Annotated in this window: 13 protein-coding genes; 9 read left to right on the top strand and 4 right to left on the bottom strand. The window is 59.1% G+C overall.

Annotated features, from left to right (window positions below):
- Nucleotides 1-136: 136 nt before the first annotated feature.
- The 7 genes from AC2A6O_RS20075 (at nucleotide 137) to AC2A6O_RS20045 (ending at nucleotide 8,239) form a co-directional block, all read left to right on the top strand.
- The gene (locus tag AC2A6O_RS20075; protein WP_148585364.1) at nucleotides 137-1,525 is read left to right on the top strand and encodes a glutamine synthetase family protein; all 1,389 of its coding nucleotides are present in this window, start codon (nucleotides 137-139) and stop codon (nucleotides 1,523-1,525) included.
- A gap of 147 nt (nucleotides 1,526-1,672) precedes the next feature.
- The gene (locus AC2A6O_RS20070) at nucleotides 1,673-2,767 is read left to right on the top strand and encodes a polyamine ABC transporter substrate-binding protein (RefSeq protein ID WP_498929710.1); all 1,095 of its coding nucleotides are present in this window, start codon (nucleotides 1,673-1,675) and stop codon (nucleotides 2,765-2,767) included.
- A 77-nt stretch (nucleotides 2,768-2,844) separates the two neighbouring features.
- Nucleotides 2,845-4,002: an ABC transporter ATP-binding protein gene (locus AC2A6O_RS20065; RefSeq protein WP_498929708.1), complete on the top strand. Its 1,158-nt coding sequence runs from the start codon at nucleotides 2,845-2,847 to the stop codon at nucleotides 4,000-4,002.
- A gap of 9 nt (nucleotides 4,003-4,011) precedes the next feature.
- Nucleotides 4,012-4,941, top strand: coding sequence for an ABC transporter permease subunit (locus AC2A6O_RS20060; protein WP_148585361.1), 930 nt, complete (start codon nucleotides 4,012-4,014; stop codon nucleotides 4,939-4,941).
- Nucleotides 4,938-5,762, top strand: coding sequence for an ABC transporter permease (locus AC2A6O_RS20055; protein ID WP_148585360.1), 825 nt, complete (start codon nucleotides 4,938-4,940; stop codon nucleotides 5,760-5,762). Before AC2A6O_RS20060 ends, AC2A6O_RS20055 begins: the two co-directional genes overlap by 4 nt.
- Nucleotides 5,763-5,924: 162 nt before the next feature.
- Nucleotides 5,925-7,079: a GNAT family N-acetyltransferase gene (locus tag AC2A6O_RS20050; protein ID WP_498929705.1), complete on the top strand. Its 1,155-nt coding sequence runs from the start codon at nucleotides 5,925-5,927 to the stop codon at nucleotides 7,077-7,079.
- On the top strand, nucleotides 7,076-8,239 hold the full coding sequence (locus tag AC2A6O_RS20045; RefSeq protein ID WP_498929703.1) for a GNAT family N-acetyltransferase: 1,164 nt from the start codon (nucleotides 7,076-7,078) through the stop codon (nucleotides 8,237-8,239). The genes AC2A6O_RS20050 and AC2A6O_RS20045 overlap by 4 nt, the downstream gene beginning before the upstream one ends.
- Nucleotides 8,240-8,249: 10 nt before the next feature.
- Here AC2A6O_RS20045 and AC2A6O_RS20040 read toward each other — a convergent pair whose 3' ends face one another.
- A complete protein-coding gene (locus tag AC2A6O_RS20040) occupies nucleotides 8,250-8,495 on the bottom strand; it encodes a DUF6460 domain-containing protein (RefSeq protein WP_148585356.1) in 246 nt (81 codons plus the stop codon).
- Nucleotides 8,496-8,793: 298 nt separating this feature from the next.
- Here AC2A6O_RS20040 and AC2A6O_RS20035 point away from each other — a divergent pair, with 298 nt between their 5' ends.
- Complete coding sequence (locus AC2A6O_RS20035; protein ID WP_498929700.1) at nucleotides 8,794-9,489, top strand: CoA transferase subunit A; 696 nt, start codon at nucleotides 8,794-8,796, stop codon at nucleotides 9,487-9,489.
- A 13-nt stretch (nucleotides 9,490-9,502) separates the two neighbouring features.
- Entirely contained in the window at nucleotides 9,503-10,132 is a 630-nt protein-coding gene (locus tag AC2A6O_RS20030) for a CoA transferase subunit B (protein WP_148585354.1), read from the top strand.
- 221 nt (nucleotides 10,133-10,353) lie between these two features.
- Here AC2A6O_RS20030 and ftsH read toward each other — a convergent pair whose 3' ends face one another.
- The 3 genes from ftsH to AC2A6O_RS20015 all read right to left on the bottom strand — a co-directional run bounded on the left by ftsH (nucleotide 10,354) and on the right by AC2A6O_RS20015 (nucleotide 15,392).
- On the bottom strand, nucleotides 10,354-12,180 hold the full coding sequence (gene ftsH, locus AC2A6O_RS20025; protein WP_498929698.1) for an ATP-dependent zinc metalloprotease FtsH: 1,827 nt from the start codon (nucleotides 12,178-12,180) through the stop codon (nucleotides 10,354-10,356).
- 107 nt (nucleotides 12,181-12,287) lie between these two features.
- Nucleotides 12,288-13,976, bottom strand: coding sequence for an ABC transporter permease (locus AC2A6O_RS20020; RefSeq protein WP_498929696.1), 1,689 nt, complete (start codon nucleotides 13,974-13,976; stop codon nucleotides 12,288-12,290).
- Nucleotides 13,977-14,348: 372 nt separating this feature from the next.
- Nucleotides 14,349-15,392: a Fe(3+) ABC transporter substrate-binding protein gene (locus AC2A6O_RS20015; protein ID WP_148585351.1), complete on the bottom strand. Its 1,044-nt coding sequence runs from the start codon at nucleotides 15,390-15,392 to the stop codon at nucleotides 14,349-14,351.
- Nucleotides 15,393-15,555: the final 163 nt, after the last annotated feature.

The raw sequence follows: 15,555 nt of genomic DNA, 5'->3' as shown, positions 1-15,555 counted from the left end.
ATGAATTACACGATCCTGCTTGACAGGGTTTTCAGAAAGTGATCACATTTTTAAAAAGGACGCAAACAAAAGCTGCCGCCTGCCGCATGAGTGCGGATGGCCAGTCCAGCAAGACGCAGGGGCGTAATAACTCTAAATGAACGAGCTTCCCCACCAGATCCTCGAGCATCCGGCGCTGCCCGGCTGGAAGACGGATTTCGAGGCCTTCATGGCTGCTCATCCAGATCTCGATACGCTCGAGGTCATTCTGCCGGATACCAACGGCGTGCTGCGCGGCAAGTGGCTGCCGGGCAAGGCGCTGGAAAAAGTGTTCGAGGGCGGCGTTGCCTTTCCCTATTCGCTCTACGGGCTGGATGTGTGGGGTCGTGAGGTCGAGGCCACCGGCATGCACCTGGAAACGGGTGACAAGGACGGTGTCTGCTGGCCGATCCCGGAAACGCTGAAACTGGTGCCCTGGGCCGACCGCAAGACCGCCCAGGTGCTTTTGTCCATGTATGACCGGGACGGCGATCCCTTCCTGGCCGATCCGCGTCACGTTCTGGAAAACATGGTCGACCGCCTGAAGGACGAATTCGGCGTGACGGCGACCTGCGCCTTCGAGCTGGAATTCTATCTTTTCGAGGAGAGCGACGGCGACTGGACCGAGCAGCCCAAACCTCTGTTCTCCACGCATCTGGGCCCCGCAAGGCAGAACATGTATGCCCTGTCGGACCTTGAAGCCCTGCTACCGGTGGTCGACGATTTGCGTCGGGCCTGCGAGATTCAGGGCATTCCGGCCGATGCGGCGGTTTCCGAAGCCGCACCCGGCCAGTTCGAACTCAACCTGCATCATCGCCGCAACCCGCTGCTGGCTGCCGATGATGTCGTCATGCTGCGCCGCCTCGTCGCCGGGGTTGCCCGCAAGCACGAACTCAAGTCCTCCTTCATGGCCAAGCCTTTTGTGGAATGGCCCGGCAACGGCATGCATGTGCATGTGTCCATGGAAGACGAAAACGGCAATTTGTTCGCAGACCCGGATACTGGCGCCGACAAACTTGGCTATGCCATCAACGGTCTGTTGAAGACGATGCCGGAATCCCTGCTGCTGTTCATCTCGACCTTCAATGGCTTCCGCCGGATGCAGCCGGGCTCCTATGCGCCGGCTTCCATCTGCTGGGGATACGACAACCGATCCGTGGCCTTGCGGGTTCCGGCCTCGACGCCGGAAGCGGCCCGTGTCGAACACCGGATCGCCGGCGCCGACGCCAATCCCTACCTCGTGCTCACCGGCGTTCTTGCCGGGATGATGGAAGGCCTCCGGCTGAAAAAGGATCCGCCTGCTCCTGTGACCGGTAACGCCTATGAGAAGCGCAAGAAGCGCCTGACGCCCTGGATGGACGAGGCGATTGATGCTTTCGAAGCCTCAAAGCTGATGAAACAGGCAGTCGGCAAGGAAATGCACAAGGTGCTGACCGAGATCAAACGGGAGGAACTGAACGAATTTGGGCGGGAGATTTCGTCGCTTGAGCGACAGACCTATTTGTGATCGGCTGCTCAAAATCGACGCTGGACAAAAACCGGCGCCATAGCCAACCTGCAGGACAGACAAGACGCCAACAGCGCAAATGTCCATTTGAAATAAGGCACTAGGCCGCCAATAGGCCACTGACAAAACTCTGAGGGGAGTTCTTAAATGACATTGAAATCCATGTTGACCGGGGTAGCCATTCTCAGCCTGATGAGCGGTGCTGCATTCGCCCAGGACAAGGTCGTGAATGTCTACAACTGGTCCGACTACATCGACGAAACCATTCTGGAAGACTTCACCAAGGAAACCGGCATCAAGGTCGTCTACGACGTGTTCGACAGCAACGAGGTTCTGGAAACCAAGCTGCTGGCAGGCGGCACGGGCTACGACATCGTGGTCCCGACCGGAACCTTCCTGGCGCGCCAGATCCAGGCAGGCGTCTTCTCCGAACTCGACAAGTCCAAACTGCCGAACCTGTCCAACATGTGGAAGGACATCGAGGCACGTGTCGACAAATACGATCCGGGCAACGAGCACTCCATCAACTACATGTGGGGCACGACCGGTCTCGGTTATAATGTCGAAAAGGTGAAAGCCGCCCTCGGCGACAATCCGCCGGTGGACAGCTGGGATCTCCTGTTCAAGAAGGAGAACATCGAGAAGCTGAAGGATTGCGGCGTGTTCATTCTGGATGCTCCGACCGAGCTGATCCCGGCCGCGCTCAACTATCTGGGCCTTGACCCGGACAGCAAGGATCCGGCTGAAATCGAGAAGGCGGGTGAGCTGCTGATGTCGGTGCGCCCCTATATCCAGAAGTTCCACTCGTCCGAATACATCAATGCGCTCGCCAACGGCGATATCTGTCTGGCGGTCGGCTGGTCCGGTGATGTTCTGCAGGCCCGTGACCGTGCGGCTGAAGCCGACAACGGCGTGACCGTCGAGTATTCGATCCCGAAAGAGGGGGCGCTGATGTGGTTCGACCAGATGGCGATCCCGGCGGATGCGCCGCACAAGGAAGAGGCGCACGAGTTCCTGAACTACATCATGCGTCCTGAAGTCATGGCGAAGGCCTCCAATGTGGTCTACTACGCCAACGGCAACAAGGCCTCGCAGGAATTCCTCAACGAGGACGTGATCGGCGATCCGGCAATCTACCCGCCCGAGGAAGCGGTGAAGAACCTCTACACCGTCACCCCATATCCGCCGAAGGTGAACCGGATTGTTACCCGCACCTGGACCAAGGTGAAGAGCGGTCAGTAAGCGAACGCGAACCGCCGGGCCCCTCCAAGGGTCCGGCGTTTTTGTTTCCTCGGGTCTCTTAGGGGTGGGAGATTGTTTTGGCGAAAAAATCGATTGGACCGGTTCGTCGGGCGTACAGCCCGTGGGATGATCCGGAAAAAGCACCGTTTATCGAATTCCGGAATGTCACGAAGAAGTTCGGCGACTTCACTGCGGTCAACAATCTGTCTCTGAAGATTTACGAGCGCGAGTTTTTCGCACTGCTCGGCGGTTCGGGTTGTGGCAAGACAACCTTGATGCGCATGCTGGCGGGTTTCGAGACACCGACAACCGGACAGATCTTTCTGGATGGTCAGGACCTTGCCGGAATTCCGCCTTTCAAGCGTCCCTCCAACATGATGTTCCAGTCCTACGCGCTGTTCCCGCATATGAGTGTTGAAAAGAACATCGCCTTCGGTCTGAGGCAGGACAAGCTTCCGGCATCCGAGGTCGATGCACGCGTTGCTGAAATGCTGCGGCTGACCAAGCTGGAACAATTTGCCAAACGCCGTCCGCACCAGCTCTCGGGCGGTCAGCGCCAGCGTGTCGCGCTCGCCCGTTCGCTTGCCAAGCGCCCGAAGGTTCTCCTGCTCGATGAACCGCTCGGCGCCCTCGACCGCAAGCTTCGCGAGGAAACCCAGTTCGAACTGATGAATATTCAGGAAGAACTGAAGATGACGTTCCTGATCGTCACCCACGACCAGGAAGAGGCCATGACCGTTGCCGACCGGATCGCCGTCATGGACAAGGGCGAACTGGTGCAGGTCGACACCCCGGCCGAAATCTACGAAGCTCCCAATTCCAAGTTCGTTGCCGATTTCATTGGCGACATCAACCTGATCGAAGCCAACGTCACCGAGAAATCGGAAGACGGCACCAAGCTTCGCTCGGTTGCGGATAATTTCACCATCGATAGCGATCAGGTAACCGACGCCGCCGTGGGCGACCGGGTCTGGTATGCCATTCGTCCGGAGAAGGTGCGTATTGCACAGGGGCGCCGTGAAAAGGGTTTGCCCAACAGGATCGACGGCGTCGTCTGGGATATCGCTTATCTGGGAGACATGTCCATCATCCATTCGAAGGTCGGCGACAACGACAAGGACACGTTGCGGGCTACCTTCGCCAATGTCTCGCGCATGGTCGAAAACCCGATCACCTGGGATGACGAAGTCGTCATGTCCTTCGACCGGGATGCCGGCGTCATTCTGAAAGGGTAGGAGGAAGCGATGTCAGAGCTGCACGTTCCCGCTCAACCCAAACGGACACTCGGTGGCTGGCTGCTGATCGCGGTGCCTTATGTCTGGCTGCTGATTTTCTTTCTGGCGCCGTTTCTGATCGTCTTCAAGATTTCCCTGTCCCAGGTGGCGGTTGCCATTCCGCCCTATGTGCCGACCTTCGATCTGGCGGAGGGCTGGAATGGCATCTGGGACAGTGTTTCGGAGTTCTCCTTCGAAAACTACGTCTGGCTGACCGAAGACGACCTCTACTGGAAATCCTATCTGTCGTCGGTCGTCATCGCAGCCATCTCAACGCTGCTGACGCTCATCATCGGCTATCCGATCGCCTACGGCATGGCGCGCAGTCCGCAATCGATGCGCCCGACGCTGCTGATGCTGGTGATCCTGCCGTTCTGGACCAGCTTTCTGATCCGCGTCTACGCCTGGATCGGCATCCTGAAAAACGAAGGCCTTCTCAACCAGCTCCTGCTGACGCTCGGCATCATCGACGAGCCGCTGGTGATGATGAACACCAACATCGCGGTCTTTATCGGCATCGTCTATTCCTACCTGCCGTTCCTTGTCCTGCCTCTTTACGCCAGCCTGGAACGGCTGGACGGCAGCCTGCTGGAAGCCGCCGAGGATCTTGGCTGCCCTCCGTGGAAGGCCTTCTGGAAGATCACGTTGCCGTTGTCGCTGCCCGGCGTCATCGCCGGATGTTTCCTGGTGTTCATTCCCGCGGTCGGTGAATTCGTCATTCCGGATCTTCTCGGCGGTTCCAACACGCTGATGATCGGCAAGACGCTCTGGGTGGAATTTTTCAACAACCGCGACTGGCCTGTCTCGTCGGCGGTCGCCGTGATCCTTCTGCTGATCCTGGTGATTCCCATCGTGCTCTTCCAGAACCAGCAGCAGAAAATGGCGGAGAGAGAAGGATGACGCGCGGTCCGACCTGGTTCAACATCACCTCGCTCGTGGCGGGCTTTTCGTTCCTGTATCTGCCCATCGTGCTGCTGGTGATCTATTCCTTCAACGAAAGCCGGCTGGTGACCGTGTGGGGCGGTTTCTCCACCAAATGGTACGCTTCGCTGCTGCAGAACGATCAACTGCTCGATGCGGCCTGGGTGACCCTGCGCGTCGCCTTTGTATCGGCGACCCTCGCGACGATCATCGGCACAATCGCCGCGCTTGTTCTGGTGCGGTCCGGGCGGTTCGTCGGCCGGTCGCTGTTTTCCGGCATGATCTTCGCACCGCTGGTGATGCCCGAAGTGATCCTTGGCCTGTCACTGCTTCTGCTTTTCGTGGCCATGGATTATTCCCGCGGGTTCTGGACCGTGATGCTGGCGCATACGACCTTTGCAAGCTGCTATGTGGCTGTCGTGGTGCAGTCACGCCTGGTCGGTTTCGACAAATCCATAGAGGAGGCTGCGGAAGATCTCGGTTGCCCGCCGGTCAAAACCTTCTTCCTGATCACCTTGCCGATCATACTGCCCGGTGTCATCGCCGGCTGGATGCTGGCCTTCACTCTGTCGCTGGACGATCTGGTGATCGCCAGCTTCACCACGGGGCCGGGCGCCACCACCTTGCCGATGAAGATCTATTCCCAGGTGCGGCTGGGCGTGACACCGGAAATCAACGCGGTCTGCACCATCCTTGTTGCTCTTGTCACCATGGGCGTGATCGCTGCCTCGATCGCAACCAAACGCCAGCAGACCCAAAAGGAGAGGGATGAACGAGCCGCTTTCGGCGCGGAAGGTTGAAGACTGAAGGCTTGAAAGATGCGCGTCGGAGCGACCCGCGAACGCCTCGAAGAGGCTGCCTACAATACTGATTTTTAACAAAACCATGCCTATATAACAGGCAGTTGGTGCACCTATTTGGTGTGCCTGGGCTGGTGGTTGTGTATTGGGGTATTGCGAGTGATGGCTTTGCGTGAAACAGAGCAGCTGCTGGCTCTGGAAAGCAGCGCTGTATCCCGGATCAAGGTTCGTGAAATCAAGGCCCCGACGCTTTCGGAAATGAAAAGTCTCTGGGCTTCCCTGAAAGGCGGCGTGGTATCGACGCCGTTTCAGACGCCGGAATTTCTCGCAGCCTTTCAGGAAAGCAAGCTGACGACAGGAGCCAGTGGATTTTCTGTCGGCGTTTTTGCGGAACCGGGCGAAAGCGAACCTCCCTTGATGTTGTTGCCGCTTGCGCGTTTTCAGCGGGGCCCCATCCGGGTCGTCGGCATGCCGGACTTTGGTCTGGCTGATCAGAATGCGCCGGTCTTTGGCGCTGGCTGCGGTCTCTCCGCACAGTGCCGGGCGGAAATGATCCGGGCCTTTCTGGAGCGTATCGACGATGCCGACATCGTCGACATCCACAAGCTGCACCACCGGGTCGATACCCTGGAAAATCCGTTAAGTTGCCTGCCGGAAACGATCTCGCAGAACAGCTCGCTTGTTCTCGATCTTCACAGCGCGAATGCCTCTGGCAACTGGTCCGGCAAGTCCATCTACAAGAAGACCCGTTCCAAGTTCCGCCGGCTTGTGAGCGAAGGCGTTACGCTGGTCGAGGCGGTAACACCCGAAGAACGTGTTGACCTGTTCAGGACCCTGGCCGCTCAGCGAAGGGAACGGTTCCGCCAGCTCGGACGGGACGATAGCCTGGAGCGGGAAGACCGCTCTGGCTTCTATCTCCGCCTTGCGGCGATGGAGGCATCGTCGACGCCCTTCAAGACCCTGGCGCTGAAGCAGGGAGAAGAGACCGTGGCTGCCATGGTGCTGATGATGACGGGGGCGCAGGCGACTGCTGTCCTGGTGTCCATCGGCGATCAGAAATGGCACGCCTATTCGCCGGGCATGGTGCTGTTTGCCAAGGCGATACAACGAGCTTACGAGACAGGTGCGCGCTGGTTCAGCTTTGGCACAGGTCAGCAGGAATACAAGCAACGGTTCGGTGGTGAGGAACACCCCTCTCACCGCCTGCTCATGCCTTTGAGCACACGCGGACGCCTGTTTGTCGGTGCCCGGGATGCGCATCGTGCCGCCCAGAACGTGCTCCAGATCGCGTTGCGCAGGAATGGGATGGAGACGTGAACGATAGGTCGGTCTCGCCGGGAAACGAGACGGTCCGCGGCCAGACGGCCGGGCACGAAATCCGTGTTGTCTGGCACGAGAAGCCCGACGCGGACCTTTTGCATTCGCTCTGGGCGTCTCTTCCCGGCGGAGCGCGATGCTCGGCTTTTCAAACCCCGCAATTCGTCGAGTGCTTCTTTCAGGAAATGGCACCCGAGGTCTGTGACACATACGGGATCCTTGCCGCCTATCGCCCGGGCTTGCCGGACCCGCTTGCATTGCTGCCGATCATCCGCTTCCGGAAAGGTCCGGTCCGTGTCGCCTCGACGCCCGACCTTGGCGTGGCGGACCACAACGGCCCGGTTTTGAGCGCTGCGATCGCAAGCGAAGGCGATGAAACGGTGCAGGCAGTCATGTCCGCAATGATCGAGGCCATTCCGGACGCGGATGTGGTGGACATCAAGAAACTGCACGCGTCGATAGGCAGCGCTCGCAATCCCTTCTTCCTGCATCCAAAAGCGACAGTGGAAAGTTCCAGTCTTTACCTTGATGCCGAGGCGTTGCTCGCGGCCGGAGCCGGCTCCGGGAAAGGAATTTACAAGAAGACCAGGGTCAACTTTCGCAAGCTTCAAAGTGAAGGCGTGCAACTGGTCGAGGCGACGACCCCTGAAGAGCGAGTGAAAATACTCGAAACCCTGATGGTCTACAGGGCGGAGCGGTTCAAAGCGCTCGGTCGTGCGAACTCCTTGAAGCAGGACAATCGGGAGAATTTTTATCTCGCCCTGGCGGCCCGGGCGGGACGTGAAAATCCTCTCAAGGTTCTGGCGCTGATGTCGGGCGGTGACATTGTCGCCGTGACGGCCCTGCTGGTGGAAGATGGATGCGCAACCGGTATCTTGATTTCAATCGGCCCGGAACAATGGCAGCGGTTTTCGCCTGGCATGGTGGCACTCGTTCAATCCATCTACTGGGCGCGGGACAACAACATTCGGCTCTACGGTTTCGGCACCGGGCTGCAGGCGTACAAAAGCAGGTTTGGCGCCAAGGAACAATCAACGCGGCGCTTGCTTTTGCCGCTCACCGTTAAAGGCTTGGCAGCGACCACGGCGCTGAAGGCCAAACGAAGTCTCAGGGCAACCCTTGATCGTTTGAAGCATCAGAAAAACAGCAAGACAGCCTGATCGGCAACCGTCATCCCGCCCGGGGTGGCCGGATCAGATAGATGACCAGCCAGATCGGCACGACGATGAATGCGCCCAGGATCATGTTGGGAATGGCCCAGTCCCGAAACTCCAGCATATAGATCCAGAGTTCCAGAGGGCTCATGCCGACGGAGCCCAGAATGTCCTGCGCGGTGATGTTCACGAAGGAAAGACCCGCGCCGACGAGTAGCGAGATGACCGCGATCTTGAAGAATGTCGACAGAAACGGGAACACGGCGCGTGAAGTCTTTCAGTAGGTTCTAGGTATCCGGTGGTAGACAGGGTGGCGATAACACCCCACGGACGATGTCCAATTCTTGCCATTAAGAATTTACAAACCATAAACAACTTGCCGAAAACTGCCTCAAGCCGTGCGGCAACGGCGGTCTGGAGGCGGGCAACGCGGCGCAAACCGATTAAGTGACGAGCCAGTCATGTTTTTCGCTGCAACGCGGGAAAGAGCTCTTGACCCGGTCGAACCTAGCGGCGAATGTGCGCTTCACGCACATAGCGGTCTTAAACGGGAGTGAAACATGGACAAAATTTATCCGGACGCAAAGGCCGCCCTTGAGGGGCTGACCTTTGACGGCATGACGGTGATGGCCGGCGGGTTCGGCCTCTGCGGCATTCCGGAAAATCTGATTGTGGCGCTCCGGGATTCCGGAGCCAAGGACATCACCGCCATTTCCAACAATGCCGGTGTTGATGACTTTGGCCTCGGTCTTCTGCTGCAGACACGCCAGATCAAGAAGATGGTTTCGTCCTACGTCGGTGAAAACGCGACTTTCGAAAAGCAGTACCTCAACGGTGAGCTTGAGCTTGAGTTCAACCCGCAGGGCACGCTGGCCGAGCGCATCCGCGCCGGTGGCGCAGGCATTCCGGGCTTCTACACCAAGACCGGCGTCGGGACCCTGATTGCCGACGGCAAGGAACACAAGGACTTCAACGGCGAGACCTACATCATGGAAACCGGCCTGGTGGCCGATGTATCGCTGGTCAAGGCCTGGAAGGCCGACAAGGAAGGCAACCTGATCTACCGCAAGACCGCGCGCAACTTCAATCCGATGATGGCGACGGCCGGAAAGACCTGTGTGGTGGAAGTGGAGGAGCTGGTTGAGATCGGTGAGCTTGATCCCGATAACATCCACACCGCCGGCATCTTCGTCGACCGCATCATCGTCGGCAAACACGAAAAACGTATCGAAAAGCGCACCACGCGCGCAGCCTGAGGGAGATAACATCATGGCCTGGACTCGTGATGACATGGCAAAGCGTGCCGCGCAGGAACTGGAAGACGGCTTCTATGTGAACCTGGGCATCGGCATTCCGACCCTGGTATCCAACTATATTCCGGACGGCGTTCACGTGACCCTTCAGTCGGAAAACGGCATGCTTGGCATGGGCCCGTTCCCGACCGATGACGAGGTCGACGCGGATCTCATCAACGCCGGCAAGCAGACCATCACCGAACTGCCGCAGACCAGCTATTTCTCGTCTGCCGACAGCTTCGGCATGATCCGCGGCGGTCATATCGACCTGTCGATCCTGGGCGCTATGGAAGTGTCCGAAGCCGGCGATCTCGCCAACTGGATGATCCCGGGCAAGATGGTCAAGGGCATGGGTGGTGCCATGGACCTCGTCGCCGGTGTCAAACGCGTGGTCGTGATCATGGATCACACCTCGAAAGCCGGCGACCCCAAGCTTCTGAATGAATGCTCGCTGCCGCTCACCGGCGTGAAATGTGTTGACCGCGTCATCACCAATCTCGGTGTCTTTGATGTTGTCGACGGCGGCCTGAAGGTGGTTGAACTCGCCGAGGACGTCACGCTGGACGAAGTCAAGGAAAAGACGCAGGCGACAATCGTGAGCTAAGACCGTTACGGTCGTCAGTGTCGTTTCAAGAAAACGTGCCTGCAACCGTGCAGGCACGTTTTTTTTATGCCCGCAGAGGGGCATCCCGGCGCATCTTCAGCGTCTGTCGTTCAACACGATCAAAGTCGCCCAATCGTCCAGACCATCCGGCCGCGGAGACGGGACCGGAAGACGGCAGCCCGTCTGCCGCCTGAAGTCTCAAGCGGCAAACTGCAAGTGTCTTATTCCGCCGCTTCGTTCTTACGGCGTTCGCCAATGGGACGGATTGCGGGGAAGTCCTGGTCGGTCAGCGTTTCCTTCGCGAGCAGCATCGTGGCGCCTTCGTCAAGCTCGTTGCGATGGCTGTTCAAGAGGTCCTTGGCCCGCTGAAAGGCAACTTCCACCCGTTGCTTGATGGCAATATCGATTTCCCGCTGCGTCTCCTCGGAAACCTCGGCAACGTCTCCGGAGGGCTGCCCAAGAAAGTTCTGACGCTGGGTGGAATAGGCACGATTGCCCAGATCGGTATCCATGCCGTAGCGCATGACCATGTCGCGGGCAACTTCGGTCACTTTCTGCAGGTCGTCGGAGGCACCGGTGGAGATCTCGTTGAACACGATCTCCTCCGCCGCCCGGCCACCCATCAGAACCGCCATGCGGTTTTCCAGGTCCTGTGAAGACAAGAGGAAACGGTCTTCGGTCGGCCGCTGCATCGTGTAGCCGAGGGCGCCTATGCCGCGCGGGATGATCGAGATCTTGTGCACAGGGTCGCAACCGTCCAGATTTGCGGCCACCAGGGCATGGCCCATTTCGTGGAAGGCGACGGTCCTGCGTTCCTTGTCGGACAGGATCCGGCTGCGCTTCTCCAGCCCGGCAACGACACGCTCCACCGCTTCGTTGAAGTCCAGAAGGGTGACGGCGTCGGCCTGCCGCCGTGTTGCCAGCAGGGCGGCCTCGTTCACCAGCGTCGCAAGATCAGCGCCGGAGAAACCGGCCGTAAGCTGGGCCACCTGGTCGAGATCGATATCGGCGGCCAGTTTGATCTTCTTCACATGAACGTCGAGGATCGCCCGCCGGCCGATTTTGTCCGGCCGGTCGACCAGTACCTGCCGGTCGAAGCGCCCGGCGCGCAGGAGGGCAGCGTCCAGGATTTCGGGCCGGTTCGTCGCCGCCAGAAGGATGATGCCGCTGGAGGGGTCGAAGCCGTCGAGTTCGGTCAGGAGCTGGTTGAGAGTTTGTTCCTTCTCGTCGTTGCTGCCCATGGGACCGGCCGCACGCGTCCGGCCGAGCGCGTCCAGCTCGTCGATGAAGATGATGGCGGGCGCGGCCTTGCGGGCCTGCTCGAACAGGTCACGCACACGTGCCGCACCGACACCGACGAACATTTCCACGAATTCCGAACCGGAGATCGAGAAGAACGGCACCCCGGCCTCGCCTGCCACGGCCCGGGCAAGCAGCGTCTTGCCTGTGCCAGGAGGGCCGACCAGAAGGATGCCCTTGGGCACATGTGCGCCCAGACGGCCGTAGGATGTCGGCTCCTTCAGAAAGTCGACAATTTCCTTCAGTTCCCGTTTGGCTTCATCCACGCCGGCGACATTCTGAAACCGGACCTTCACGTCCTTTTCGACAAATACCTTTGCCTTGGACTTGCCCACCGTCATCATGCCGCCCATGCCCTGTTTCTCGGCAAAACGGCGGATGAAGAACATCCAGAGACCGAACAGCAGCAGCACCGGCAGCACCCAGGAGAGGATGTCGCGAATGAAGGTGTTCTGGACGACGCCGGTGTATTTCACGTCATATTTGCTGAGTTCGTCGGCGAGAGGCACCTCGACGCGGGTGGCGACGAAATACTGCTTTCCGTCCTTGAGCGCGGCTTTGAACTTGCCTTCGATATAGTTCTCTTTGATGGCGATCTCCTCGATCTTTCCATCCTTGAGATACTGTTCGAACTGGCTGTAGGGGATTTGCTCAACGGTCCTGTAGGTGGTCCACCAGCTTTGGAACATCAGCACCAGCATCATGGCGATGAAGGCGTACCAAAGGTTTATCTGGTGTTTCTTTTCCATTGAGGGATCGTCCTGCTGTCTATGTGAATTGTGTCGCCATTGACGCGGTTCACCCGGATGCTGTCAAGGGCGCGGGACGGCAGGACTGCCGGTTCTGACTGGCCGGTTCAGACGGCCGGCTCAACCTGCCGTCTGGAAGTTTGCGTCCGGAACGAAGATGCGCTGGAGCGGGCAAGGTAGATCACCGGGATCAGACCGACCAGGACGATCGCAAGAGACGGCAAGGCCGCCTCACCGAACGCTTCGCGCGAAGCCGCCTCGAACACGGTCGTTGCCAGGGTTTCGAAGTTGAATGGGCGCAGCAGTACGGTGGCCGGCAGCTCCTTCATGCAATCCACGAAACTGAGGAGGGCCGCAGACAAAAGCACCGGCTTCAGGATCGGCAGGTGGATTTGCGTCAGGGTCTGGCCGCTGTTGCGGCCAAGCGTGCGTGCGGCCATGTCGAGATGCGGCGTGATCCGGCCAAACCCGCCTTCCACCTGGCCATAGGAGACGGCGAGGAACCGAACCACATAGGCGAACACCAGGCCGGTGCCGCTGCCCAGCAGCAAAAGCCCGGTATTGATGCCGAACCAGGCTTCCATGCGGGCGTCGAGGAAATTGTCGAAACCCGCCAGCGGCACAAGAATGCCGATGGCCAGAACGGTGCCCGGAATGGCGTAGCCGATGGAGGCGAGCCGGACGGCGACTTTCAGCGGGCCTTTGGGGTTGAGGCGCAGCGCATAGGCAAGGGCAACGGAAATCAGCACGGTGATAAACGCAGCAATGGCCGCAAGGCTCAGGCTGTTCCAGACGGCATCCAGAAAGCCGCTGTCCCAGAAGTTCTCCAGCCGCCGACTGGCGAGGTCCGCAAGCAACAGGCCAGGCACAACGAAACCGACAAAGACGGGCGTCAGGCACAACAGCAACGCAAGCGCAGCCTGCCAGCGGCCAAGCTCGAAGCGTGTCGGAGGCCGGTGCTTGGAACCGCCGCCGCTGTCGAAGCGCTGCTTGCGCCGCCCGAACCGTTCCAGCCACAGCAGGAAGAACACCATCACGAGCATTGCCAGCGCAAGCTGGGCGGCTCCACCGAGGCTCGAGCGGTGCAGCCAGGTGTCATAGACGGAAAAGGTCAGCGTCTTCACGCCGAAGAACGTCACCGCGCCGATATCGTTGAGGCATTCCATCAAGGCGAGCGATATGCCGATGACAATGGCAGGCCGTGCCAGCGGCAGGGCGACGCGGAAGAAGAGCCCGTAGGGCGAAGCCCCCAGGGTGCGGGAAACATCCAGCGTCGAGGCGGACTGGATCAGGAAGCTCGCCCGGGTCGTGAGATAGACATAAGGGTAGAGCACTGCGCCCATGACGAAGATGGCGCCGCCGAGCGAGCGGATCTCGGGAAACCAATAGTCTCTGGAGGTCTTGAAGCCGAAAATCGCACGGATCAGGCTCTGCACCGGTCCCGTATAATCGAGCACTTCGACATAGGCGAAGGCGACGATGTAGGTCGGCACGGCAAGAGGCACGAGGAGGGCCCAGTCGAGCACCTTTCTGCCCGGAAAATTGCACATCGTTACCAGCCAGGCCGTGGCAACGCCGGTAATGCCCGTGGTGAGGCCGACGCCCAGCATCAGCAGAAACGTTGTCTGCAGAGAGCCCGGCAGAACCGTTGTCAGAAGATGGCCCCAGACCTCGCCAGTGGGCGTCAACGCGATCCACACGATTGCTGCCATTGGCATAAGCACCAGCGCGGCGATCGTCAGCGATGCGATTTGCCAGAAACGGTCAGCAACAGTGAGGGAGGGCGTGCGCAGCAAGGCCTGTCATTTCTTTGAGAATGGTTCGCAGGAAGCTCTATAGGCAATTGGAGGAAAATGCAAAAGCCAGCCTTTGGTCCTGTCGGCACTTTTTGAGAAGTTCTGGCCGATGAAACGAGAGGCCTCGTAATGTTTCGAGGCCTTCGCCCAATATTCCCGGGCAAGGGGAGGGGGACTGGCTGTAGCAGACGGGTGAGGCCGCACAATACCGGGTAACGCAAGCTGCCGTGGTTTGGGGGGCAACGGTGAGGCCTTCGCGTTGAGCTTCGGATCGGCCCCAGGAACGTGCACACCCGGCTCAAAGCCTGCGTTCCCATCCCCAACGGAAAAGCGCCGCGAAATGCGGCGCTTGTCTCGTTTGTCTGTTCAGGCTCAGGACGCCGGGCCGTCGTCGAAGCCGACCTTGTCGATCAGCTCACTTGCCGTCTTGCGGTTCTTGGCAATGTCAGCAAGCGGCAGGGTGTCCTTCTTGAACTCGCCCCAGCTGGCAACGCGTTCGGAAACCGCCACACCCGGTTTGACCGGATATTCATGGTTGGTTTCCGCGTAGATTTTCTGGGCTTCGCCGGAAGACAGGAACTCGATCAGCTTGATGGCATTGTCCTTGTGCGGCGCATTTTTCGCCAGGATGACGCCTGCAATGTTCACGTGGCTGCCGCGGTCGTTGGTGTTCGGGAACAGGATGCGCACGCTGTCGGCCCAGACCTGCTGTTCCGGCTCCTTCTCGTTGGTCTGCATCAGACCCATGTAATAGGTGTTGCCAAGCGCGATGTCGCACTCACCGGCGTAGATGGCCTTGACCTGCGCACGGTCGTTGCCGGCCGGCTTGCGGGCAAGGTTGTCGCGAACGCCTTCAAGCCACTTTTCGGTTTCTTCCGCACCATGATGCGCCACCATCGAGGCGACCAGCCCGACGGTGTAGACGTGCTGTCCGGAACGGGTGCACAAGCGGCCCTTCCACTTCGGATCGGCAAGTTCCTCGTAGGTGATGCTGTCCTGATCAACGCGCTCCTTGGAGGCATAGATCACACGGGCGCGGTTGGTCAGGCCGATCCACTGGCCTTCCGGATCGCGAAATTCGGCCGGTACGTTTGCGTTGACGACGTCGGAAACGACCGGCTGCGATATGCCGAGTTGCTTGGCGCCATCCAGGCGGCCGATGTCGACCGTCAGAAGAACGTCGGCCGGAGAGTTGGCACCTTCCGCCGCAATGCGCTCGCCCAGACCTTCGGAAGCAAAGACCACATTGGTCTTGATGCCAGTTTCCTTGGTGAAGGCGTCCAGCAGCGGCTCGATCAGATACGGCTGGCGGTAGGAGTAGATGTTCACTTCCCCGTCGGCGAATGCGGGCACGGCAGAAAGAGTTGCCGAAGACAAAAGGACGGCGCCTGCCAGGGTACGGAAAGTGGAATTCATGTAACTCTCCCGGTGAGAAGGTTCTTGTCGGCTGGATGTTTCATCCAGCGCTTGCCGGGAATATGTCGTTAGAGAAGCTTGAAGTCAATAAATCAAGCAAAATCAAGAATTTAGAATTATTCAAAACTAACTGGAGGATTGCATTCCACTATTTTGCCGAAAA

The sequence above is a fragment of the Labrenzia sp. ATLA3 genome, assembly GCF_057180185.1.
This window is presented reverse-complemented; position numbering and strand designations above follow the sequence as displayed.

Coding starts and splice junctions, on each gene's coding strand:
- AC2A6O_RS20070 (WP_498929710.1), top strand. CDS start 1,673: ATGACATTGAAATCCATGTTGACCGGGGTAGCCATTCTCAGCCTGATG.
- AC2A6O_RS20055 (WP_148585360.1), top strand. CDS start 4,938: ATGACGCGCGGTCCGACCTGGTTCAACATCACCTCGCTCGTGGCGGGC.
- AC2A6O_RS20075 (WP_148585364.1), top strand. CDS start 137: ATGAACGAGCTTCCCCACCAGATCCTCGAGCATCCGGCGCTGCCCGGC.
- AC2A6O_RS20030 (WP_148585354.1), top strand. CDS start 9,503: ATGGCCTGGACTCGTGATGACATGGCAAAGCGTGCCGCGCAGGAACTG.
- ftsH (WP_498929698.1), bottom strand. CDS start 12,180: ATGGAAAAGAAACACCAGATAAACCTTTGGTACGCCTTCATCGCCATG.
- AC2A6O_RS20035 (WP_498929700.1), top strand. CDS start 8,794: ATGGACAAAATTTATCCGGACGCAAAGGCCGCCCTTGAGGGGCTGACC.
- AC2A6O_RS20050 (WP_498929705.1), top strand. CDS start 5,925: ATGGCTTTGCGTGAAACAGAGCAGCTGCTGGCTCTGGAAAGCAGCGCT.
- AC2A6O_RS20060 (WP_148585361.1), top strand. CDS start 4,012: ATGTCAGAGCTGCACGTTCCCGCTCAACCCAAACGGACACTCGGTGGC.
- AC2A6O_RS20015 (WP_148585351.1), bottom strand. CDS start 15,392: ATGAATTCCACTTTCCGTACCCTGGCAGGCGCCGTCCTTTTGTCTTCG.